Here is a 23,464-nt window from a genome sequence, read left to right as displayed (position 1 = left end):
ATATGAAAAAGATTTTTATTTATTTCTTGCCTGTAATTTTATTCAGCGCTATTGTCTGCCAAGTTCAGGCACAAAGCGGACTGTTAAGGTATGCCGAGCGTAAAGCTTTGGAATCAAATTATTTTGAAGCTGCCAATGGCTATTCAAAAGCCTATAATAAGAAAGCTACTTATGCCGCAGCAAAAGGAGCAGCAGAAAGCTATACCTATTTGAGAGATTATCAAAAAAGTTATGATTGGTGGGTAAAAGCTGTAAACTTTCCGGAGGCAACAAACAATGATTGGTTGGCTTATATAGCTGCAGCAAACCAAGCCGATCGCAATGAAGCTGTTTTCCTTGCCCTCGATTCACTGACGGGAACGACATTAGGACCTAATCTTAACCTTGATTCTTTGAAATATTGGTATGGTAATAAACCTAATTCTGCTGTAGTTGGTGTGGATGGCCTGAATACTAATAGCGCTGAGTTTGGCTTTTCAAAGGACAGCCATGGTACAGTTTATTTCTCCTCGGATAGGGGTGGGGAATTGGACCGAAAAAGAAAGGGCTAAGAATTGACAAGAGTTATAAATACTATAACAAGAAATCAGATTGGACAGGCAGGGATTACCTAAGTATTTATAAAATGGATGAATCGGGAGAGGTAACAAAAGTTTCTGTACCGGTTCCTGATGTTTTTCATTCAACTGATCCTTTTGTTTTACAAAAATCACCAGTGCTTTTTTATACAGTCAGTAGAGAAATTAGGGATTCAGGAAGCTATGAAGTTTATCCGGAAATTTATTACAGTAGTATCAATGAAGAAGGTCAGTTGACTGATTTTAAAGGGCTTTCTATTAATGCGCCATTAGAATACAGCTTGAAAACTCCCTATGTAGACGAAGAAGAAAATCGTCTGTATTTCTCGTCAGATATGCCGGGAGGTTTTGGAGGCTTTGACTTGTATTACATGAATTATTCCGATGATTTCGTGTTTGAAGCTCCTGTCAACCTAGGCAGTGAAATCAATACCACAGGTAATGAAAGCAATCCTTACCTCAGAGAAGGAAAATTATTCTTTGCTTCTGATGGACATATAGGGCTAGGGGGCCTTGATTTATTTGAGTCGAAAGTTTTGGGAGATGGTTTTTCAGGAGTAAAAAATCTAGGTATTCCTTATAATTCTCCCCAAGATGATTTCGCTTTTTTATTACTTCCGACAACAAAACCATCTTATCTTCAGATAGGCCGGAAAGTAGAGGTTGGGATGATATCTTTGAATTAGAAACACGCTATAAAGATTTTCAAGCTTTAATTCTTGGTTGCGATGGTGAGCAGTTGACTGGTAACTTGGAGGTAAGTTTAATGGAAGGCTCTGACCGGATCAACGTAGAAATAGTACAAGATGGAAAGGGCAAATTGGAAGCCTCGGTTGCACCTGAGGAGGATTTTGAAATTGTTATTAAAAAAGATGGTTATTTTTCTATTCATGACAAGTCTCTCAGTACAAAAGGTTTGAAAGAAACCTCATTGGAAAAGACTTATCAAATGGTAAGGGTGCCTTATAATACCACAGCATATGTGGATTTGGTTTTTTATAATCTCGACGAATCAGCCATTAGAGAAGATGCTAAACCATCACTCGATAAAGTTGCTGAATTATTAAAATCCTATTCGTTTTTAAATATAGCTGTTAGATCGCATACTGACTCTAGAGCAAGTGAAGAATACAATGAGGCACTAAGTGAAAGAAGAGCCGATGCAGTAAGGGATTATTTAGGGCAATTTGGTATAGCAAGATCAAGGATTGAAGCTTCTTGGTTTGGAGAAAAAGAACCAACCAACAATTGTGGTGATGGTGTGCCTTGTCCTGAAGATCAACATCAGGTTAATAGAAGAACAGAGTTATTGTTGCTCGCATTTCCTGAGGAAGGAAAAGCCTATCAACTGCCTCCTGAAATGCAAGGCCTGGATCTGTGTGATGTAAGTAATATTCAGTTGCCGGCAGATTTGCCTACCATTTATTTTGGTTTCGATCAAGCAAGCCTATCGGTCAATGATATGATGGCCTTAGAAAGGGTGGCCTTAATGCTCAGAGAAATGCTTTATCACCGATTGGAAATTAAGGGGCATACAGATAATAGAGGAAGTGATGCTTACAATGAAAAACTCTCTGAAAAACGGGCATTGGTAGTGAAGAAATATCTAGAAGATAAGGGTATTGCTCCTAGTAGATTAAATTATGAGTTTTTTGGAAAGAAAAACCCAATCAATGATTGTGGTGACCAACCTTGTACACCTAATATGCATAAAGAGAATAGGAGAACTGAGTTAAGTTTACCCAAATTAAAGAAAGACTGGACCAATAAAGAAGAATAATACCTTTTCGATTTAGTTACATTCTAAAAAGATAAAATGCATAAAAGCCCTCCTCGAAACAATTGAGAAGGGCTTTTATAATTTATTAACTACTGCCGATTTTGAAGTGATTTCAACGCCTAATAGATTGTCAATTCCAATTCGGAAGCATGAAATCATCTTGATAATAGTAGGGATCTCAATTTTGGGTTACACTGGAATCATATTTTTCTAGGTAAGCGTCTATACCTCCAGTGAGGTTAAATAAATTATCAAAACCAAATTTGGCTTCTAGCTCTCGAATAGCCTTGGCACTTCTCCCTCCCATTTTGCAATGAACTACTACTTTCCTGTCTTTTTTAATCTTGTCCACATTTTCAGTAATATTCTGAAGAGGAATATGGAAACCGTTTATATTGACCAAATCAAACTCGTGTTGCTCCCGAACATCAATTAATTGGTAAGCTTCTTCGCCTTCTTTAAGCGCATGAAATTCATCAGCAGCAATTTCTTTAATAGCCTTTTCTTCGCTCTTTACATTACAGAATTGCTCATAGTCGATGAGTGTAGTTTGGGTTGGCTGGGTTCCATTCAGCGGGTTGCTCTCCTTTCGCTTAATCTTGAAGGTTTTTGACTGAAAAGAAAAGGCATCGAATGTATACAGTTTTCCACTTAGATTATCACCTATCCCGGTGACTACTTTTATAACCTCAAGTGCCTGTAAACTTCCTATAATACCCGGCAATACCCCTAGGACGCCGCCTTCAGCACAACTCGGTACCAAACCGGCAGGAGGAGGTGTTTCATACAGGTCTCTGTAATTTGGGCCTCTCTCACCATCTTTGAGGTAATTAAAGACAGAAACCTGACCCTCAAACTGGAATATGCTAGCATAAACATTGGTTTTACCTGTCAGTACACAAGCATCATTAACCAGGTACCTTGTAGGGAAATTGTCGGTTCCGTCAGCAATAACGTCGTATTTAGAGATTAATTCCAATGCATTTTCACTTGTAAGTTTTTGATTGTAGGTTTCAATAGTAATATATGGATTGATGGCTTCTAATCTATTTTTCGCAGCTACAACTTTTGCTGTTCCAATTTCATTTACACCAAACAATACCTGCCTTTGCAAATTACTGTCTTCCACAAGGTCAAAATCAATCAAGCCAATGGTTCCTACTCCAGCTGCTGCCAGATACAATAGCAAAGGGCTACCAAGTCCTCCGGAACCCACTACCAATACTTTTGCCTTTTTGAGTTTAACTTGGGCTTCCCTTCCAAATTCAGGAATGATTATATGCCTGTTGTATCGAGCCAATTCCTCCTTAGAAAAAATGTCATCAATACCACCGGCAATAGCAGGTACGATACTAATTAAACTGGTTGAGGAGATTGATGTTTTTTCCATCTCCAAGTCTCTAATGTCCTCATCATCTACAAAAATATTGATGAAGGAAGGTGTTTTCCCTTCAGGAGTATAAAGGTATTTTTTTAATTCAGGGTGTTTTATTGAAAGGCTGTCTAATAATTCGCCTATTGATTGAGCCTCTAGCTCAATTTTGGAAATGTTACCGGTAAATTTCCGCAATGGCGTAGGGATAAATACAGTTGCCATGTTATTTTATGATTTGGTGATGACTAACTTTTCTTCCTTGAAAGTTTTAGCTTGAGTTAATTTCCAGGATCTGATTTCTGAGAAAACTTGTTCTTGAAGAGAAATGATTATATAAGATAAATTGGGAAATGCCATTATCTGGTCAGTTTCAGAAGGGCTTGCGGGCCAATTTAAATGACTATGGTAGACTCCCAATAGTGACCATTCATTTTCAATTGCTATTTTTTCTGCTTCAATAAAATCTTTAGGGTTAATTGAGTATCTTTTCTTTCTATTTTCCTTACTATCGTTTTTTACAGGTAAAATTTTTATAACCCTTTTAGCTCTATTACTATTTTTCCCCAATAAGAAACCACAGGATTCTTCAGGTATTTTTTCTATGTATTGAAGGATTTCTTTTAAAATATTTTCTTCCAAATATACCATAAAAGAATGGTTTATAGTGAATGGTAAAACTCAAAGAGTCCATGGGGTTTACGATGGAATGTTAGCAATAGAGGCAAACATGGAAGGTGTCATTTCTTGAAAGTCAGCTTCCGACAATCCTTCTAAATCGAGGTACTTAGGATCTAAACCCCACTTTAAAATATCTTGCGTTTGAGAAACTTCAACATAATTTAAAGAGTCATTGAAAATAGCCTTTAACCCTTCAACCAATACTTTCTTAGTGTTTTCCTCTCCTTCGGTCATGACTATGTCCTGGATGAGGTTATCGAGCAACGTACTGGAAAATGGAACAATGGAGGAAATTATAATGTCGTCCTCTGGATTAACTGTTCGGTTTCTATTTTCATAAACATTAATCAATAGGTTTAAATCAGTAGGGTTTTTCCAGTCCAATTGCCCTCGAAAGAACTTTTCGCTGTAACCTTTTGGGTTTCCTGAAAATACAATTGGGATTCTTCTTTTGTATGTTTTTATGTAATAAAGTGCTAATTCTAAACTTTCCACTGGCCATTCCAGATTTTTTACTAAAAGGAATTTACATTTCCCTAATTCTGAATAAATCAGCGCATTTTGCATCAAGCAGGCAGCCTCCTCCACATTTTGAGCGGTTACAAACTTTCCGGGAGCGTGAATCGTAATATAATCTGCAGTTTGCGCCAATTTTTTTAATTGATGGTCCATTAAACTGTTGTTAACAATATGGGTAAACCGGACCATACTGTATTTTTTATTTCCTTTTCTAGCAAAGACATCTAACAGCATTTCGCAAACTTTTTTGGTAGCAGCATATATTTCAGTGGTAAAATACCTACTTGCTTTTCCTGTAGAGGAAAATACGCACTGGTGCACAGATTTGGTTTTTTCGCAGGCATTTAAAATATTGAGGGTACCTATAATATTTGTTCTGACAGTATCGAATATGGCTTTTTCAGCCAAGCCGGGATCCCTTTGAGCAGCAGCATGAAAAACAAATTCCGGTAAATGCTTACTGAAAAGTGCTGTTACTTGTGCTTCATTTGTAACGTCTTCCTGAATACTAATAATTTTTTCGGAGGCCGGATGTTTATAGGGAGAATCTTCTATACTTATTTTATCTAAAATTATTATTTTTGAAGGAGCGCATCTCATCAGGTGCTCAACCAATTTGCTTCCAACACAACCAAGCCCACCGGTTACCAAGCATACCTTTCCTTTTATCATTTTTGTAATGGTTTTGTTAGGTAGTGAAAGGGTTCTGGTAAGGGCGGGAGCCAAAGGATTATCTGATAATCTTCCTTGGGACTCATAAAGTTGGATCAGTTGACTCGTTAATTCAGTTAACGAATCAGAATGGAGTTCTCTTTTATCTTTAAAAGAGAGGTTCCAAATATCTTTAAATAGATTTGATTCCATAGGTTAAGGGTTTAACGGTAATATATATTAAGAGGGTATATAAATAAAAAAAATTATTCTAAAAATTTAAAAATAATTACATTCAAAAATATATTATTTTCGTTTGAAATAATGTTTTTAATTTTTCACAAACAGTTATTTTATGATTTTTACAGAAACTAAGTTAAAAGGTGCCTATATCATTGATGTGAATAAAATTGAGGATGAGCGGGGGTATTTTGGGAGGGTGTTTTGCAAAAAAGAGTTTGATGAAATTGGAATTGAATCAAATATTGCCCAGACCAATATGTCTTTTAACCCTAAAAAAGGTACATTGAGGGGGATGCATTATCAGGTATCTCCTTATGAAGAAACCAAGCTTGTAAAATGTACATCAGGGGCAATTTATGATTGTATTGTTGATCTAAGAAAAGATTCTCCAACCTACATGGAATGGATTGGGGTGGAGCTAACCCAGGAAAATAATAGGATGTTATTTGTACCCAGAGATTTTGCCCATGGCTTTATCACATTAGAGGACAATACAGCAATTCAATATTTTGTTTCTCAGTTTTATGCCCCGGGAGCAGAAAAAGGAATCAAATGGGATGACCCCAAGATAAATATCAAATGGCCGGTAGATGTGGATGTAATTTCCGAAAAAGACAATAACCACCCTTATTTAAATGACCAATTACTATGATTATTATTGATACTGCGCTCCGGAAAAGAGCGGAAGAAGGAAAACCAGTTAGGGTAGGAATGATCGGCGCCGGCTTTATGGCACAAGGGATTACACTCCAGATCGAAAAATACACTGAAGGTATGGAGCTAGTTGCCATTGCCAATAGAACATTATCCAAAGCCAAGGATGTTTATTCAAAAGCAGGACAGGAAAATCCTCAGGAGGTGGACAACTTGGAAGAATTGAATCAAGTGATTAAAGAAGGGGAAGAGCTGTAACAAACGATCCCTTTTTGATTTGCAAAGCGGAAGGGATTGATGCTGTCATAGAAGTTACCGGAGCTGTAGATTTAGGTGCAAGAATTGCACAGGAATGTATAGACAATGGTAAGCATATCATCATGATGAATGCTGAAACTGACGGTACGGTTGGTCCAATTTTGAAAGTGCATGCGGACAACAAGGGGGTGGTCTTTACCAATGCTGATGGAGACCAGCCGGGGGTGACGCTTAATTTATTTCGTTTTGTCAAACAGCTTGGCCTTAAACCGGTACTTTGTGGAAATATCAAGGGGCTTCATGATCCGTACAGAAACCCTACTACTCAGGAAGGATTTGCCAAGAAATGGAAGCAAAAACCTGCCATGGTGACTTCGTTTGCAGACGGTAGCAAAATATCTTTTGAACAGGCAATTATTGCCAATGCAACAGGGATGGGCGTAGCCAAAAGAGGAATGCACGGTCCCACAGTGGCTTCAGGCAAACCTATCACCGAATGCGTGGACGAATATCCTTTGGAAGATATTTTAGCAGGAGATGGAATTGTTGATTATATAGTTGGGGCTAGTCCGGGGCCGGGTGTTTTCGTATTAGGAACCATTGATGATCCTATACAAAAGCACTATTTGAACCTATATAAAGTCGGTGAAGGTCCTTTATATTGTTTTTATAATCCTTATCATTTATGCCATTTTGAGGTACCTATCACAGTGGCAAGAGCGGTGTTGTTCCAAGATGCTTCCATAGCCCCCGAAAAACCAATGGTGGATGTGGTGACCACTGCCAAAAGAGATCTTAAAAAAGGGGAGAAAATAGATGGGATAGGCCATTACATGACCTACGGTTTATGTGAAAACATGTCTACTTCCCTAGAGGAGGGTTTACTGCCATTAGGTTTGGCTGTTGACTGTGTACTCCGTCGAGATATACCGAAGGATCAGGTTATAACCTATGAGGATGTGATTTTACCGGAAAATAGGTTTAGTGACCAGTTAAGGGCAGAACAAAATAAGCATTTCTTTGACCTATAGGCAAGTAAGGCTAGATGCGAAATCAAAGGCTAAGTGAATATTTACACTTAGCCTTTGGTTTTTTATAGAAAAGATTTATCTGTCCAATTTAGGTTTTCATTTAACAGTCCTTGGTCTTGGAAACTGTTTAGAACTTTTAGCCGAATCAGATTTGAATCCCTAAAATTAGCATCATTAAACCCTATGCTTTTCATTCCTAATTCCAAGTCAATAATTGCTTTTTCAAGATCAAATTGAGGTTGGAAGTCAGGAGCCAGTTCCATGAATTTATCAAAATTCACTTTGTAAGAACGTTTGTCCGCTGGGGCATCCTGATTTATTGTGACATTAATGCCAGGCAATTGTTGCTGAACAGCCAGGGCCATGGTTTTTACTTGGTGGTTCCACTTATTAGTACCGATATTAACGGCTAGAAATGATCCACCATTTGATGTTTCTCGAATAGAAGCCCATTCAATGGCTCTTGACATGTCTTTTACATGTACCATCGCCCTCCATGGTGTTCCATCACTTAATATAGAAATTTCTCCTGAGGATATGGCCCCTGCTACAAAATCATTGAGTACCAGATCTAAACGTAGCCTTGGGCTAAAGCCACATGCTGTAGCAAAACGTAAACAGGTAATGATGAAATTTTCACTTGCCAAGTTGTTCAAGTCGTTTTCCGACATTACTTTTGATCTCGCGTAAGCAGTAAGTGGATTTAAGGTATCTTCTTCAGTTTTAGGATAATCATCAGCAGCTCCATACATGCTGCAACTAGAAGCAAAAACAAAATGTTTTACCCCGGCCTTTTTGGCCATTTTTGCCAAATTAATGCAAGAACGGTAGTTGACATCGAGGGTGAATTCTTCGAATTTTTTACCCATAGGGTCGTTGGATATGGCAGCAAGGTTTACTACGGTATCCACTCCTTCTAAGAGTTTTTCCGGAAAATTTCTTACATCTCCAAAGACTTGCTGGTCAACATTGACTTCAGGAAAAGGTCCATTGCTGGTAACACATTGGGCAAAGTACCCCATATCAAATCCAATAATTGTACATTTTGGATAGGCTTTTTTAAATGATTGACTAAAACAGGGCCTATATAGCCCATGTTTCCTGTGATAAGTATTTTCATTTTAAATCTTTTAAAAGGTCAATATCACCAAACTTTCCAAGGTGCATTTTGTTGATTCCACAAGTCCTCCAGATAATTTCTATCCCTAAGGGAGTCCATTGCTTGCCAAAATCCATTGTGGACATAGGCAGCCAGATCATGGTTTTTGGCTAATTTTTCTAATGGTTCTCTTTCCCATACGGTCTGATCGTTATCTATCAAATCCAAAACCCTTGGTTCCAAGACAAAGAAGCCTCCATTAATCATTGCTCCTTCATTTCCATCTCCTTGTGGTTTCTCTCTGAAATTTTCTATTCTGGAGGCTTTTGAGGACAAGACAAAAGCACCAAATCTGCCGGGTTGCTTAACGGCAGTTAAGGTAGCAGAGGCTCCCTCTTTTTTATGAAAAGCAATGGCTTCATTGATGTTTACATCCGATACACCATCCCCATAGGTCATGCAGAATGTCTCATCACCAATGTATTCTTTCACTTTTTTTAGCCTTCCTCCCGTCATCGTATCAAGACCTGTATCAACTAGAGTCACCTTCCAAGGCTCAGAGGTTGCATGGTGAATGTCAATTTTATTGGTACTTAAATCTATAGTGAAATCGGACTTCAAGAGGTGGTAGTTAGAAAAATACGCTTTGATTACTTCTCCTTTGTATCCACAGCAAATAATAAACTCATTTATACCGTAATAAGAATAAATCTTCATTATATGCCAAAGAATTGGTTTCTGTCCTATGCTTACCATAGGTTTAGGGCGAATTGAGCTTTCTTCACTAATCCTAGTGCCAAATCCTCCCGCTAAAATTACTGCCTTCATATAATATTATAAAAAAACTAGAAATATTACTTAATGCCATGGAACATAACTGCTATGGTCTATTATTATCCTTATTGTATACAGAGAGGAGGACGCTTTCAAGATGAGTTGCGAAAACTTCGGAATTAAATTTGTTTTTAAAAGTTGATTGGGATTTGTCACTCATCTCAAGCCAAATGTCCCTATTTTCCTTTAGTATCCTTAATTTTTCCCTCCAGCTATTTACATCATACATGTCCACCCAATATCCAATTCCTTCCTCTTCAATATCCAAATTTAGACAAGGATTACGGGTCATTATTACCGGTTTGCTAAAGGTCACCACATCTTGAAGGCTTGTCATTCCTTGACATCCCTCTTTAGATTTTGGATATTTAAGTGGAATCAAAATAGCAATTGATTTTTGGTAATAAGGGACGAGGTCATAGGATAATGTTACCTCCCAATCTACTTCTACATTTGGAGGGATATCAACTGTCTTTGGAATAGTTTTAGGTGTGCAGAATATTTTTAGTTTATAATCCAAACCTCTAAATGCCTCTATAAGGGTCTCGAAGTCCCTGTCGGTATGGCCCGCACTAATAAAGAAATCGCAATCTTCAAAGGTATTGCGTTTAATAGAATACCGCTCGAAATAAGTCATGTCAGGCCCCCATTGGGCCAGACTGAACTTATCTTTGTAGGCTTTTTTGGGGATTTCTAAAAGATCTACCGTCTTTTCCAGTAGTGGTTTACTTAAAAAGATGGAGGCCGTGTAGTTTAAAATATATTGTCTAGCGTATAATCTGAAAAACCAATTTTCATTCCTGCCCATCCAAAAAGGTTGATGGATGGTTACCACAATAGGTTTTCTAAATAACCCAATTGCTTTTAAAAAGAGCAGTAATTTTGTATTTGATTTGGAATAAGGCGAATATAAAATATCGAATTTATTGACATTTAACAATATCCTTATTTGTTGATCAAGGTGACCAATGCCAAAGAGTCTACCAATTTTATTGAGAATTTTATATTTCTCATGGGGGAATACTGTCATTTCCACTTTACCTCTTTGGTCCAGTTCAACCTTGCCCCAGACATGGTGGCTTCCACTTATCCCTTTTTCCCAAAGTGAATAGGCCCTTTCCATAGAGTAATTATTAATCAAAAATACCTTAGGCTTCATTTAAATTAAAAATTATTTGGGGAAACATCAGGGGAAATAATATTTTTAAATATGAATAAACAACTTTGTTTTTAATTAATTCTTTTTAATAAAAAAGGTTTGAGATTTACTTTTCTGTATTTATTTACTTGTAAGTAAAGGCACTTTATTGGTGTACTGGATGGCCATTAATTTATTGATTTTTTCTTGTTTTACCTGTTCAAAAGCAAGCTTGTTTTCTTCAGCTATTGGTTCTGCCGGTGGAATTTCTTCTTTTAGCCAATCTACTTGTTTACCGTGTTTCCAGAATCTGAAACAAAGATGTGGCCCGGTAGCTAATCCAGTGCTGCCTACATAACCGATGACCTGCCCTTGTTTCACCCGAGTTCCTTTTTTAATTCCTTTTCCAATTTTGGACATGTGCAGATATTGAGTGGTGTAGGTTCCATTGTGTTTGATCTTTACAAAGTTGCCATTGCCTCCTCTATAGGTGGCCTCTAGCACTGTTCCATCACCCACTGCCCTAATCTCAGTTCCCCTTGGTGCCGCATAATCAGTGCCTAAATGCGCTTTGTATCTTTTTTGCACCGGGTGAAATCTACTAAGACTATATCTTGAACTGATTCGGGAGAATTTCAATGGGTCTCTTAAAAATGCTTTTTTAGACTGTTTCCCTTTTCATCAAAATAAGAAATGATACCATTTTGCTCAAAAGGAATGGCGTGGTATCCTTGGCCCATATGTTCAAAATAGGCCGCCTCAATGTCCTCAATTCCTACAATTTGGTCTTCAACTACTTGTTCTTTATAAATTACTTTAAACTTATCTCCCTTCTGAAGCCTTTGGAAATCTACCACCCAGCCATAAAGGTCGGCGAATTGATCTACAAGGTCAGGACCTAAGCCCAACTCTGTCATGTTTACATAGAGAGAGGAGCTGATAGTACCCCCGATTTCTCTATTGTTGATCTCCATCGGTTTGTTTTCTTTATAAATTTCCGGTTGGCTCAAATTAAAAACTACAAATTCAGTTCTATTGGGTTCGTAAACAAAGAATTTAGACTTTGTGGAATCTCTAGGGCTAAGCACCGTGTATTTTTTGTTGAATGCTATTTTTTTTACATCAAATATATCCTTTGATTTTTTGGCGATTTCATCTATAATTTGATAGGGTACATCAAATGGGGCCAATATTGTAGATAAAGTTTGGTTTCTTTTCACCACACCTTCCACAATGTCAACATCATCAACATTGATTCCATATAATAAATTTTCTTCTTCCGGTTCAGGAACGTTTGCTTCTAATTCTTGCGGTTCATTTTCCTGAACTTGAGGAACATTTCCATCGTAAATCCAAAATGCAATGCAGGTAATGATAAATAATCCTCCGAAAGTCCAATATTTTTTCATAAATTCTAGGGTAATTAATATTTACTGGGGGTTGTGATGTCGAATAAGGTAGTAAATTACAATTAAAATTGTGTATCCTATGCGAATATACATTTTTTCCTGCAAGAACTAAACTATATTTATTGTCAATAAACGAGATTTACCTTCATTGTATTGCTTTATCTTGAGGATAAAAATAGCAATCTCTAGTCTGAATCATTATCTTTGGCGATTATTTGCAAATAAAAATCTAATTCAATGCTTAGAACACATACTTGTGGAGAACTCCGTCTGGAGGATTTGGATAAAAAAGTTATACTTTCCGGATGGGTGCAGAGGGTAAGGAATAAGGGAGGATTAGCATGGGTAGACTTAAGAGACCGATACGGTGTTACCCAACTGATTTTTGAAGAAGGAGCAGTTGCTCCTGAGCTTTTGAAAACCGCAACAACCTTGGGACGAGAGTATGTCGTTCAGGCTGAAGGAGTGGTGATTGAACGTGCTTCAAAAAATGACAAAATCCCTACCGGATCAATTGAAATTCGCGTGAGTGAATTAAAAATATTAAATAAGGCAAAGGTGCCACCTTTCATCATTGAAGATGAGACAGACGGAGGGGAAGAGTTGAGAATGAAATACCGGTATCTGGACTTGAGGAGAAATGTAGTCAGAGAAAAGCTGCAACTCAGGCATCGCATGATGCAGGAAACCAGGAAGTACATGGATGGGCAAGATTTCATGGAAGTGGAAACCCCCGTTTTGATCAAATCTACTCCTGAAGGTGCCCGAGATTTTGTTGTTCCCAGCAGGGTCCATGGTGGTGAATTTTATGCATTACCTCAATCTCCCCAGACCTTTAAGCAACTATTAATGGTCAGTGGATTTGATCGGTATTTCCAAATAGTAAAGTGTTTTAGGGATGAGGATCTCCGTGCAGATAGGCAACCTGAATTTACCCAAATAGACTGTGAAATGTCCTTTGTAGATCAAGAGGATATTTTGGAGATTTTTGAAGGTTTGGTTCGTCACCTTTTTACGAAAGTGAAGGGGATGGAATTGGGCGAGATTGAACGCATGACCTACGAAGATGCCATGCGCTTGTATGGAAATGATAAGCCTGATATTCGCTTTGGGATGCCTTTTGTTGAACTTAATGATTTGGCACAAGGCAAAGGATTTAGCATTTTTGATAGTGCTGAGTTAATCCTTGGAATCAATGCAGAAGGTGCTGCTAATTACACAAGAAAGCAATTGGATGCCCTTACCAATTGGGTCAAACGACCCCAGATAGGTGCCAAAGGATTGGTTTATGTCAAATGCAATGAAGATGGTTCTTTTAAATCATCTGTTGATAAATTTTACAGCCAAGAAGACCTTAAAGCATGGGCAGAAAAAGCAGGTGCTAAAAAAGGAGACTTGATATTAGTACTTTCCGGGAGTGAAAAAGACACCCGAAAGCAAATGTCTGAATTAAGGCTGAAAATGGGAGACGAACTAGGCTTGAGAGATAAGTCTGTTTACAGACCTCTTTGGGTGCTGGATTTTCCATTGCTTGAATGGGATGAAGAAACCGCTAGGTACCATGCCATGCACCATCCTTTCACCTCACCTAAAAAAGAGGATATGGAACTTCTCGACAAAGATCCGGGAAAGGTACGTGCCAATGCGTATGATTTGGTTATCAATGGGGTAGAAATTGGAGGGGTTCAATAAGAATTCATGACAAGGAAACCCAGCAAATGATGTTCAGGCATCTAGGCTTTACAGAAGAAGAAGCCCAATCACAATTTGGGTTCCTTATGGAAGCTTTTGAGTTTGGTGCGCCTCCTCATGGAGGAATAGCATTTGGTTTTGATCGCTTGTGCGCCATCTTTGGAGGTACTGATTCCATCCGAGATTATATCGCTTTCCCTAAAAATAATGCAGGTAGAGACGTGATGATTAATTCACCTAGCAGCATTTCCGACGAACAATTGGTTGAATTGTCATTGGATATAAAATTGAAGGAATAAGCAGTCTTAATTTGAAGCTTTATTCACCTGCAAAAGGTGGCTTCTTATTCCCATAATGATCAGTAGTTGACCTAGGATATAAGTTCCCATGATGTAAAGATCTCCATCGATAATGGGATAAAAAAAACGATCCAAGGCCAGCAAACTATCTGATATAAAAAACAAGAAAGCACCAATAAACAACTGCCAAAAACTGGCACTATTGGTTCTTCCATACCTTTCTCTGGCCATTGTCACCATCATGACAATGGCCATTGTGTAGATAATTACCGGTATTTTTAATTCGTTCAACTGCGCATGAATCAAGAAATAGATAAATGCTGTTAGGATGTAAAGAGGGATGTTGTAAACAAACATTTTTATGAAATTCACCTTAAACAGGTTTAAGGTCTGATTTTGGGTCAGTTTAAAGGCGATGATGTAACAAACATGCGTCATGAAAAAAGCACCGAGGCCATATAAAAACAAATCTTTGTTTAAAAGTAAAGTGTCTCCCAGAAATGAGAAAAATAGGCCTGCAGATACAGTGATGCGCAATAAACTCCCCTTTATTAATTTTGTGCTCTGCAAAAAGTAAAGCATTAGGGAAATCATGATCAAAGGTTTGGTGAGATACCTGTAATTAATTTCCGGATGAATAATCATTGAAATATCTGCCAAGGATGCAAAGAGGAAGATATATAACCATAAGATTTCTTTTTTGCGCATTTTGTTAAATTTCTTTAATTTTATTTATCATAAAGCCGAACCAATCAGCTACTTAGGTAGTTATTAAATGTAAAATAAACATTTACTTCTCTTTGAAGTTAAGGAGTAAAGTAGGCTTGGGAGAAAGTTCAATATTATTTACAATTTGAAGGGTTTTATACAAAGCCGGGTAGAGAGGAAAACAGCTGCTAGCCCGTTTGCATTTTAAAATTGAATATAATATGTTTCTATGAAAAAATGCTTTAAAAGTGGAGCAGTTTTAGGAAGAAATTGCATTCGATTGAGAAAATTCACTAAGATAAAATTTTGAATTTATGCCTTTCTTGAATTTGAGAAGTGTTTGTGGAATAATTATGAGGTGATTTATAAATTCACGATTGATTATTTTTTTTCAATTGGGTAAATAAAGGCTTTAAAATATTTCCTTTTAAATTCTAATGTTAGGGATTTGTTAATTATTTTTGCCACTTCAATTGAAAACTTAATATTTAGCTATTCTGTTAGCCCCAATTTAAGATTATATTTGTACCCAAATAAAGCCGACCCTATTTTTGATTTTATAATTTACTTATACCTATTAAATATTTGAAAATGAGGCAACTGTTACAAAAAAGAATGCTTATTGTGCTATTACTGTTTCTCGCTATTGGGAGCAGTTATGGGCAAGTAACTACCAGTTCCGTTCAAGGAGCTGTGTTTGACACCGAAGGAGAGGCACTGATAGGTGCTACTGTAAAGGCAACTCACGAGCCTTCCGGTTCCGTGTATGGTGCTGTTACCAATGTGGATGGAAGGTTTAACCTACCCAACCTTAGAGTAGGAGGCCCCTACTCTATAGAAATTAATTACCTTGGATTTGAATCACAACTATTTTCAGGAATAGTGTTGAGGCTTGGAGAGGTTTACAATTTAAATGCAGTACTTACTGATGGAGACACTGAATTGACAGAATTTGTTGTGGAAGGAGACAGAGGGTCAGATTTCACCTCAAACCGTACAGGTACAGCAACCAATATCTCGAATGAACAATTAAAAAACCTTCCACAGATCAACAGGAGTGTACTTGAATTTACCAGGTTGACCCCACAAGCTAGTGGGAATTCCTTTGCGGGAAGGGATGCAAGGTACAATAACCTTCAAATTGATGGAGCTAACTTTAACAATGGATTTGGTTTAAGTGGTGAACCTCTACCAGGTGGAGATTCCCAACCAATTTCTTTGGATGCCATAGAAGAAATTACTGTAAATATTGCACCATATGATGTGTTGCAAAGTGGCTTTACAGGTGCAGGTATCAATGCTGTAACCAGAAGTGGTACCAATACCCTAGAAGGTTCTGCCTATTACTTCCTTAAAAACCAATCCCTTCAGGGAAGGAAAATTGGCGACAATGAATTGGAAGCTGTAGATGCTGCCACCAAGAATTTTGGCTTTAGATTGGGTGGTCCTATTATCAAAAACAAATTGTTCTTCTTTGTGAATGCAGAAAGAGAGATCCTTACTGGAGCCAATGCTTCCGGGGTAAACCTTTGGAGACCATCAGAAGATGGAATTGCTGATCCTGAAAACAATATTGCCAGACCTACTAGAACAGATTTGGAAGCTGTGCAAAATCACCTGATCAACCAATGGGGTTATGATCCGGGCAGATACGAAGGCTATGCCAATGAGGCGGAGCAATCAAGTACGAAGCTATTGGCTAGGATTGATTGGAACATCAATGAGAAAAACAAATTAGCTGTAAGGTACAATCAAGTAGTTGGTACTTCCAACCAATTGGCCAATGCAACTTCAGGGCCTCGTCCTAGAGCTCCATGGCCAAATGGCGCCAGAGTTAGCCAGAATGCCATTACTTTTGAAAATGGGAATTATGGATTTGAGAATTCGGTAAGATCCATTACTGCAGAATTAAATAGTTACATTAGCAATAGTTGGTCAAACCAATTATTGGCTACTTATTCTAGAATTCAGGACAAAAGAACTTCTCCATCTGACCAGCTCTTCCCTTTTGTTGACATCTGGGACGGTGGAGGATTAATTGATGACGGTGAAGGTAATATGGTGCAGAACAAAGGTTCCATGAACTATATTTCTTTCGGTACAGAGTTATTTACTTATAACAATGATGTGATAAATAATAACTACTCAATCATCAATAACTTGAATTATGTAGAAGGCAAGCACAACATTACCATGGGGGCTGCTTTTGAACTTCAGAATTTTGGCAATAGCTACACCAGAATGGGTACCTCTTATTACCGTTATGCTTCTGTAGATGATTTTCTTTCTACGGGAACTGCCAATGAAGTTGCACCTACGATGTTCGGCCTGACTTATCCTTATGCCGGGCAAGACACTTATTCAAGAGTTAATTTTGGATTGGCTTCTCTTTATGCACAAGACAAATATGCGGTAAATCAGGATCTAAGCATTACCTTCGGTCTTCGTGCAGAGCTTCCAATTTATCTGAATGAATTAACCGCCAATGAATCCATAAATGAGATTACATTGACCAATCAATTTGGCATGCCTACCAATTACAATTCAGGAGAGTGGCCAAGTTCTAAATTAATGGTCTCTCCAAGATTTGGGTTTAACTATGATGTATTTGGAGACCGTTCGCTTACTTTAAGAGGTGGTACCGGTGTATTCTCAGGTAGGGTACCCTTTGTATGGTTGACCAATATGCCTACCAATGCAGGAGTAATACAGAATAATGTTGAACCGGGAAGTTACGAACAAGTTGAAGGATGGATAGACAATATTACTTTCCAACCTGAGCGTTATTATTATGTGGAAAATGTTCCTCAAGGAGCTGAAGATGTTTTTATCTCTTCTCCATCAGAAGGTGCTCCGGGTTCATTCGCATTGGTAGATCCTGACTTCAAAATGCCTATGGTATGGCGATCTAGCTTTGGTTTGGATTACCAAATCCCTAATACACCATTGCTATTGACGACAGATTTATTGTACACCAGAGATATCAATGCTGTATTCCAGTACGGGGCTAACCGAGTAAGGTCTACCAATACCATGGATTATGGTTCAAGTGGAGCTCCGGGTGATTATGGTGACACAAGAGAAGTTTTTCTTCCCGGACAAAGCACCGCATACAATAGCGTGATGGGAGGAAATAATGCAACTGTTCTTTCCAATACTAGTATCAAAGGTAGAAGCTTTAGTGGAACAGTAGGTTTATCAGTGCCTTATCACAGGGGTTTTAGTGCTTCTTTGTATTACACTTATTCCTCTGCGAAAGAAGTTACTGCTAACGATGGATCCAATGCAAGTTCTGCATGGGGTGCAAGCCCAACAATTAATAGTCCTAACGACCAAATGCTGCATATCTCTAACTTCGCGATTCCACATAGGATAGTTGGAAGTGTAAGTTATAGAATTGAATACGCCAATGCATTGGCCACAACAATTGGACTTTACTATAATGGAGCACATCAGGGAAGATTCTCTTATGTTTATGGCAATGATTTTAATGGAGATGGAATTACAGGGGACTTAATATATCTTCCTGAGAGTTCTTCAACAATGAATTTTGTTGATATTACTGATGATGACGGCGTAGTTTACACTGCTGCAGAGCAAAGAGCTGCCTTTGATGCCTATGTAGAAGAAAATGGATTGAGCAAATACAGAGGGGATTACCTACCGAGAAATGCCTTCCTTAACCCATGGTTAAACAGGTTTGATATCCGAATCTTACAAGATGTTTCTCAGACATTTGGGAAAATGAAAAATACTGTTCAGTTAAGTGTGGACATTGTGAACCTTGGTAATTTATTGAACAGCGATTGGGGAATTCAGGACGACTTAAATGGAGCTGAAAATTTACTTTCAAGAGCCGGGTCAGTAAGTGCAACTCCTGATTTTAATCTAACTACCATCTCAGGAAACCTTCCTACAAATCCTTTCAGAAATGTAAGTGGATTTGGAACAACATGGAGCATGCAGGTAGGTTTACGATATTTGTTTTAACTGATAATTAGATTGCTTTTAATAGAAAAGGTCACCTTTATAGGTGGCCTTTTTTTATTAATAAGCAACTGATCGGATTGGAGAATACAAGCTTAAACCCGAATAGTGTAATAGATTGTCTATTGAAAATTGGGGGTAAATATAATTTCTCACAATGGATGTCTACAAGATCAAGGATATGGGGATATAGTTAGGATATGACAATATTCACCTGGTATTTTTTAATTATATAATTTCTGCCCTTAATTATTCAATTCTCTTGCCATTAATGGCTTAGTTTTGCCTCTTAAATTTTATTGTTTTTTTGCTATTGCAAATAAGGTTACTTTAACTTTATATCTTAAAATAAACTTGTTGGTTAAACGATACATTAGTTTTCAGAATGAAAAACCAAACCAAAATCATTTTGTCTGTAATTATCCTATTAGTGATAGGGTTTATATTTTTCTATCCTAGAATGGAGCTTTTCACTGAAGGAGAGACAGCAGGTACAGAAAGTGTGGCTACAGGAGTTCAGTCAAACCTTCCTGTAAATGTGATTAAACTGAAGGAAGAACCTCTGGAAAGCAACTTAAATATCACAGGTTCTCTTATACCAAATGAAATCGTGAACTTAAGGCCGGAAGTAAATGGGTTGGTAGAGAAAATAACGTTTAAGGAAGGGCAGTTTGTAAAAAAGGGTACCCCCTTGCTGTATTTAAATGATGACGAGCTAAAAGCCCAATTTGACAGGCTAGCGTATACAAAAAAATTGTATGAAAGTCAGGAGAAAAGGCAAAAGCAATTATTGACTAAAGAGGCCATTAGCCAAGAAGAATACGACATAGTCCTGAACCAATACAATACCAATCTTGCAGATTTACGTTTAATCGAAGCTCAATTAAGTAAAATGGTTATTAGAGCGCCATTTGATGGAGAATTGGGATTTAGGCAGATATCAGAGGGAAGTGTGATCGGTACATCGGATCTTATCGCCACCATTGTCAATGTGGATCCTATCAAGATAGAATTCTCTATTCCTGAGCGGTATTCTAATGAAATAAAGGTAGGAACAATCATTTATTTTAACTCAAATGTATCCGATGATGAAGCTGAAGGAAAGGTTTATGCCATTGAACCGAATATTGATGCAGCAACCAGAACTTTAAAAATTAGGGCACAAAGCCCAAATAGAGAAAAGAAATTTCTTCCCGGAATGTTTGTGAGGGTCCGTTTGGTTTTAGATGAAGTGTCAGATGCCATTCTTGTCCCGTCTGAATCTGTGATTCCGGAATTGGAAGGGTACAAGGTTTTTGTGGCCAAAGATGGTGTCATCGAATCCAGAAGAGTGGAGATCGGTCAAAGATCAGATACTAGGGTACAGTTGTTGGAAGGGGTAAAACCCGGAGAACTGGTATTAACTACAGGTGTACTGCAAGCAAAGGATGGAATGTCCGTTGATGTTAACTTAACGAACTGATAGAATATTATGTCAAGTTTATCTACGATCAGTATTCGAAGACCCGTATTGTCCATAGTGATGTCGCTCACTATTTTAATTTTTGGAATCATTGGCATTTCCTTTTAGGAATCCGAGAATTTCCTAGTGTGGATCCACCTGTGGTAAATGTGAGGACCACTTATGTGGGGGCCAATGCGGATGTGATTGAGGCACAGATTACAGAACCTCTTGAGGAAGCCATTAATGGCATTTCCGGAATAAAATCCTTGTCTTCCATCAGTAACGATGGGAACAGTAGCATTACAGTGGAATTTGAAATTGGAGCAGACATGGAGGCTGCAGCCAACGATGTAAGAGATAAAGTGTCTAGGGCCCAAAGAAACCTTCCTCCCGATACTGATCCACCTATCGTTTCCAAGCAAGATGCAGATACACAGCCTATCGTATTTTTAAATGTACAAAGTGATCAACGTAGTTTATTGGAATTGTCCGATATCGCTACAAATATTTTCAAAGAAAGGCTTCAAACAATCAATGGTGTCAGTGAAATAAGAATTTGGGGGAAAAGGAGTATGCCATGCGTCTGCGAATGGACCCCTTGAGAATGGCTTCCTATGGCATTACACCCACAGATGTATTGAACAAAGTACAAAGTGAAAATGTGGAACTTCCTACCGGTAAAATTGAAGGGGAATCCATAGAGCTTTCAGTTCGAACACGAAGTAGAATGAGTACTTCAGAAGAATTTAACCGGCTCATCATCAAAGAGGAATCTAATAATGTCGTGCGCTTTCAAGACATAGGAAATGCTGAGGTAGCTCCTTTGAATGAAAGGACAGTACTCAAAAGAGATGGGGTGCCTATGGTGGGAGTGGCCTTGGTTCCTTTGCCCGGTTCCAACAGTATTGAAATTATAGATGAGTTTTACCGAAGACTGGAATTCATTAAGAAAGATCTGCCAGAGGATATTCAGCTGGGTATAGGTTTTGATACTACTAAATTCATTCGGAATTCCATTAGTGAAGTGCAACAGACGATATTTGTAGCCTTCTTACTAGTGGTACTTATCATCTTTCTTTTCCTAAGAGATTGGCGTACGACCTTTATTCCCGTACTCACCATCCCCATTAGTTTAATTGGTGTATTTTTTATCATGTATATGGCAGGGTTTTCTATCAATGTATTAACCCTGTTGGGCATCGTTTTATCGATAGGCCTGGTGGTAGATGATGCCATCGTGGTGTTAGAAAATATTTATACTAAAATAGAAAACGGAGAAAATCCGGAAAATGCAGCAGAGCAGGGAGCGGAGGAAATATTCTTTGCGGTGATAGCCACCACTGTGGCCTTGGCAGCAGTTTTTTTACCGGTGATATTTCTTACAGGAACCACCGGTAGGTTGTTTAGAGAGTTTGGTGTGGTAGTGGCCGGTGCGGTGATCATTTCTTCTTTTGTGGCCCTCACCATGACACCAATGCTCAGTTCCAAACTACTGAAGAGGAGGAAGAAACAAAATTGGTTGTATAACAAAACAGAGCCTTTCTTTCTTTGGTTAAATAAGGTTTATGTGCAAGCCCTATCCTCATTTATGAAGATAAAGTGGATGTCCTTTGTATTGGTAGGGGTTATGGGGCTTGGAACCTATTATCTATTTAACAATATCCCTTCCGAGCTTGCCCCTTTAGAGGACAGGGGACAAATAAGAATAAATATGGCCGGACCTGAGGGGGCTACTTTTAGCTATATGGACCGAATTATTGATGAAATGACCGTGGAATTGTCTGAGATGATTCCTGAAGAAGAAAGGGCAGGATTAATTTCGGTTACTTCTCCCGGTTTTAGTTCAGCCAGTACTAATTCAGGATTTATAAGGCTGGTGTTAAATGATGCAGCAACAAGGGAAAGAAGTCAGCAAGAAATTTTTGATGAGGTTGCCGTTTATTTAAAGAATAAAACAGCCGTTAGGGCTTTTGGGGCGCAGGAGCCTTCCATTGGAGACAGGAGGGCGGGATTACCCATTCAATATGTTATTCAAGCCCAGACATTGGAGAAGTTGAAAGAAATTATCCCGGTTTTTATGGATAAAGTAAGCCAAAGCCCTGTTTTTACTTTTCCTGACGTGAATTTGAAATTTACCAAGCCTGAAATAGAAGTAGAGATCGATAGGGAAAAAGCCAGAAATATAGGAGTTTCGGTGCAAGAAATTGCGCGGACACTCCAGTTGAGTTATTCCGGTCAACGATTTGATTACTTTATCATGAATGGTAAGCAATATCAGGTAGTTGGAGAAATGCAGTTGGAGGATAGGAACGAACCTATAAACCTCAGGATGCTCTATGTCAGAAGTGATGATGGAGAATTGATTCAAATGGATAATTTGGTCAAGATCAATGAAAGAAGTACTCCCCACAACTTTACCGTTACAATAGGTTTGTAAGTGCCACGGTGCAGGCAGGCCTTGCTCCGGGAGAAACGGTAGGTTCTGGGCTTGAGGAAATGGACAAGATTGCTGCTGAAGTACTTGATGAAACCTATACCACCGATGTGGCCGGTCTATCCAAGGAATATAGAGACAGTTCTAGTAGTTTGGTGTTTGCCTTTGTGTTTGCTTTAATATTGATCTACCTCGTTTTATCTGCACAATTTGAAAGTTTTATGGATCCATTGACAATTATGTTTACTGTTCCACTGGCAATCTTTGGTGCTTTATTTTCATTGTGGTTATTCGATTTTACCCTTAATGTTTTTAGTCAAATTGGAATAATCATGCTCATAGGCCTTGTGACCAAGAATGGGATTTTGATTGTGGAGTTCGCCAATCAACGTAAAGCTCAAGGGATCCCTATATCAGAGGCCATTGAAGGAGCAGCGGCTGCAAGGTTCCGCCCCATTTTAATGACTAGTCTCTCCACAATATTAGGTATACTTCCAATTGCATTGGCTTTGGGAGCGGGTTCAGAAGGAAGGGTACCTATGGGAGTGGCAGTAGTAGGTGGGATGTTACTGGCTACACTGCTTACTTTATTTATTATTCCGGGTATATATACTTATTTGACATCTAAAAAAGGAAGATTAGCAAGAGTTTAA

General features: G+C 38.2%; 15 protein-coding genes and 3 pseudogenes. 10 read left to right on the top strand and 8 right to left on the bottom strand.

The window, feature by feature from the left end:
- Positions 1 to 2 precede the first annotated feature (2 nt).
- From WG932_RS18130 to WG932_RS18120, 3 genes are all read left to right on the top strand, one after another.
- A complete protein-coding gene (locus WG932_RS18130; RefSeq protein ID WP_483084909.1) occupies positions 3 to 551 on the top strand; it encodes a hypothetical protein in 549 nt (182 codons plus the stop codon).
- Positions 552 to 625: 74 nt separating this feature from the next.
- Positions 626 to 1,264: a hypothetical protein gene (locus WG932_RS18125; RefSeq protein WP_483084908.1), complete on the top strand. Its 639-nt coding sequence runs from the start codon at positions 626 to 628 to the stop codon at positions 1,262 to 1,264.
- A gap of 53 nt (positions 1,265 to 1,317) precedes the next feature.
- Positions 1,318 to 2,358: an OmpA family protein gene (locus WG932_RS18120; RefSeq protein ID WP_483084907.1), complete on the top strand. Its 1,041-nt coding sequence runs from the start codon at positions 1,318 to 1,320 to the stop codon at positions 2,356 to 2,358.
- Positions 2,359 to 2,536: 178 nt separating this feature from the next.
- On the opposite strand, the gene moeB is transcribed toward WG932_RS18120, so the two are convergent.
- The 3 genes from moeB to WG932_RS18105 are packed head-to-tail and all read right to left on the bottom strand — an operon-like array spanning position 2,537 to position 5,794.
- Positions 2,537 to 3,955: a molybdopterin-synthase adenylyltransferase MoeB gene (gene moeB, locus WG932_RS18115; RefSeq protein WP_483084906.1), complete on the bottom strand. Its 1,419-nt coding sequence runs from the start codon at positions 3,953 to 3,955 to the stop codon at positions 2,537 to 2,539.
- 6 nt (positions 3,956 to 3,961) lie between these two features.
- Positions 3,962 to 4,372, bottom strand: coding sequence for a M67 family metallopeptidase (locus tag WG932_RS18110; RefSeq protein ID WP_483084905.1), 411 nt, complete (start codon positions 4,370 to 4,372; stop codon positions 3,962 to 3,964).
- Between the two features lie 57 nt (positions 4,373 to 4,429).
- The gene (locus tag WG932_RS18105) at positions 4,430 to 5,794 is read right to left on the bottom strand and encodes a polysaccharide biosynthesis protein (protein ID WP_483084904.1); all 1,365 of its coding nucleotides are present in this window, start codon (positions 5,792 to 5,794) and stop codon (positions 4,430 to 4,432) included.
- A 142-nt stretch (positions 5,795 to 5,936) separates the two neighbouring features.
- On the opposite strand from WG932_RS18105, the gene rfbC reads away from it, so the two are divergent.
- The 3 genes from rfbC to WG932_RS18090 are packed head-to-tail and all read left to right on the top strand — an operon-like array spanning position 5,937 to position 7,767.
- The gene (gene rfbC / locus WG932_RS18100) at positions 5,937 to 6,476 is read left to right on the top strand and encodes a dTDP-4-dehydrorhamnose 3,5-epimerase (protein WP_014019400.1); all 540 of its coding nucleotides are present in this window, start codon (positions 5,937 to 5,939) and stop codon (positions 6,474 to 6,476) included.
- On the top strand, positions 6,473 to 6,736 hold the full coding sequence (locus tag WG932_RS18095; protein WP_483084903.1) for a Gfo/Idh/MocA family oxidoreductase: 264 nt from the start codon (positions 6,473 to 6,475) through the stop codon (positions 6,734 to 6,736). Before rfbC ends, WG932_RS18095 begins: the two co-directional genes overlap by 4 nt.
- Positions 6,737 to 6,750: 14 nt before the next feature.
- A complete protein-coding gene (locus tag WG932_RS18090; RefSeq protein ID WP_483084902.1) occupies positions 6,751 to 7,767 on the top strand; it encodes an NAD(P)H-dependent oxidoreductase in 1,017 nt (338 codons plus the stop codon).
- A 62-nt stretch (positions 7,768 to 7,829) separates the two neighbouring features.
- On the opposite strand, the gene WG932_RS18085 is transcribed toward WG932_RS18090, so the two are convergent.
- From WG932_RS18085 to WG932_RS18070, 4 genes and pseudogenes are all read right to left on the bottom strand, one after another.
- The gene (locus WG932_RS18085; RefSeq protein ID WP_483084901.1) at positions 7,830 to 8,789 is read right to left on the bottom strand and encodes an NAD-dependent epimerase/dehydratase family protein; all 960 of its coding nucleotides are present in this window, start codon (positions 8,787 to 8,789) and stop codon (positions 7,830 to 7,832) included.
- A gap of 122 nt (positions 8,790 to 8,911) precedes the next feature.
- Complete coding sequence (gene rfbF / locus WG932_RS18080; protein ID WP_339678332.1) at positions 8,912 to 9,694, bottom strand: glucose-1-phosphate cytidylyltransferase; 783 nt, start codon at positions 9,692 to 9,694, stop codon at positions 8,912 to 8,914.
- 52 nt (positions 9,695 to 9,746) lie between these two features.
- Positions 9,747 to 10,823 (bottom strand): glycosyltransferase family protein, encoded by a 1,077-nt coding sequence (locus WG932_RS18075; RefSeq protein WP_483084900.1) that lies wholly within the window; start codon positions 10,821 to 10,823, stop codon positions 9,747 to 9,749.
- A gap of 156 nt (positions 10,824 to 10,979) precedes the next feature.
- Positions 10,980 to 12,247: pseudogene (locus WG932_RS18070) on the bottom strand (peptidoglycan DD-metalloendopeptidase family protein).
- A gap of 237 nt (positions 12,248 to 12,484) precedes the next feature.
- Between WG932_RS18070 and aspS the strand changes: the two are divergent.
- Positions 12,485 to 14,238, top strand: a pseudogene (gene aspS / locus WG932_RS18065) (aspartate--tRNA ligase).
- Positions 14,239 to 14,244: 6 nt separating this feature from the next.
- Here aspS and WG932_RS18060 read toward each other — a convergent pair.
- On the bottom strand, positions 14,245 to 14,946 hold the full coding sequence (locus WG932_RS18060; protein WP_483084899.1) for a lysoplasmalogenase: 702 nt from the start codon (positions 14,944 to 14,946) through the stop codon (positions 14,245 to 14,247).
- Positions 14,947 to 15,537: 591 nt separating this feature from the next.
- Here WG932_RS18060 and WG932_RS18055 point away from each other — a divergent pair.
- From WG932_RS18055 to WG932_RS18045, 3 genes and pseudogenes are all read left to right on the top strand, one after another.
- Positions 15,538 to 18,936: a TonB-dependent receptor gene (locus WG932_RS18055; protein WP_483084898.1), complete on the top strand. Its 3,399-nt coding sequence runs from the start codon at positions 15,538 to 15,540 to the stop codon at positions 18,934 to 18,936.
- 382 nt (positions 18,937 to 19,318) lie between these two features.
- The gene (locus WG932_RS18050; protein WP_483084897.1) at positions 19,319 to 20,395 is read left to right on the top strand and encodes an efflux RND transporter periplasmic adaptor subunit; all 1,077 of its coding nucleotides are present in this window, start codon (positions 19,319 to 19,321) and stop codon (positions 20,393 to 20,395) included.
- A 9-nt stretch (positions 20,396 to 20,404) separates the two neighbouring features.
- Positions 20,405 to 23,464, top strand: a pseudogene (locus WG932_RS18045) (efflux RND transporter permease subunit).

This window comes from Cyclobacterium sp. SOCE241 (assembly GCF_056867545.1).
This window is presented reverse-complemented; position numbering and strand designations above follow the sequence as displayed.

Bases quoted from the DNA above. Each gene is read 5' to 3' on its own strand.
- WG932_RS18130 (WP_483084909.1), top strand. From the start codon at position 3: ATGAAAAAGATTTTTATTTATTTCTTGCCTGTAATTTTATTCAGCGCT.
- WG932_RS18125 (WP_483084908.1), top strand. From the start codon at position 626: ATGGATGAATCGGGAGAGGTAACAAAAGTTTCTGTACCGGTTCCTGAT.
- moeB (WP_483084906.1), bottom strand. From the start codon at position 3,955: ATGGCAACTGTATTTATCCCTACGCCATTGCGGAAATTTACCGGTAAC.
- WG932_RS18105 (WP_483084904.1), bottom strand. From the start codon at position 5,794: ATGGAATCAAATCTATTTAAAGATATTTGGAACCTCTCTTTTAAAGAT.
- rfbC (WP_014019400.1), top strand. From the start codon at position 5,937: ATGATTTTTACAGAAACTAAGTTAAAAGGTGCCTATATCATTGATGTG.
- WG932_RS18095 (WP_483084903.1), top strand. From the start codon at position 6,473: ATGATTATTATTGATACTGCGCTCCGGAAAAGAGCGGAAGAAGGAAAA.
- WG932_RS18085 (WP_483084901.1), bottom strand. From the start codon at position 8,789: ATGGGGTACTTTGCCCAATGTGTTACCAGCAATGGACCTTTTCCTGAA.
- rfbF (WP_339678332.1), bottom strand. From the start codon at position 9,694: ATGAAGGCAGTAATTTTAGCGGGAGGATTTGGCACTAGGATTAGTGAA.
- WG932_RS18075 (WP_483084900.1), bottom strand. From the start codon at position 10,823: ATGGAAAGGGCCTATTCACTTTGGGAAAAAGGGATAAGTGGAAGCCAC.
- WG932_RS18060 (WP_483084899.1), bottom strand. From the start codon at position 14,946: ATGCGCAAAAAAGAAATCTTATGGTTATATATCTTCCTCTTTGCATCC.
- WG932_RS18055 (WP_483084898.1), top strand. From the start codon at position 15,538: ATGAGGCAACTGTTACAAAAAAGAATGCTTATTGTGCTATTACTGTTT.
- WG932_RS18050 (WP_483084897.1), top strand. From the start codon at position 19,319: ATGAAAAACCAAACCAAAATCATTTTGTCTGTAATTATCCTATTAGTG.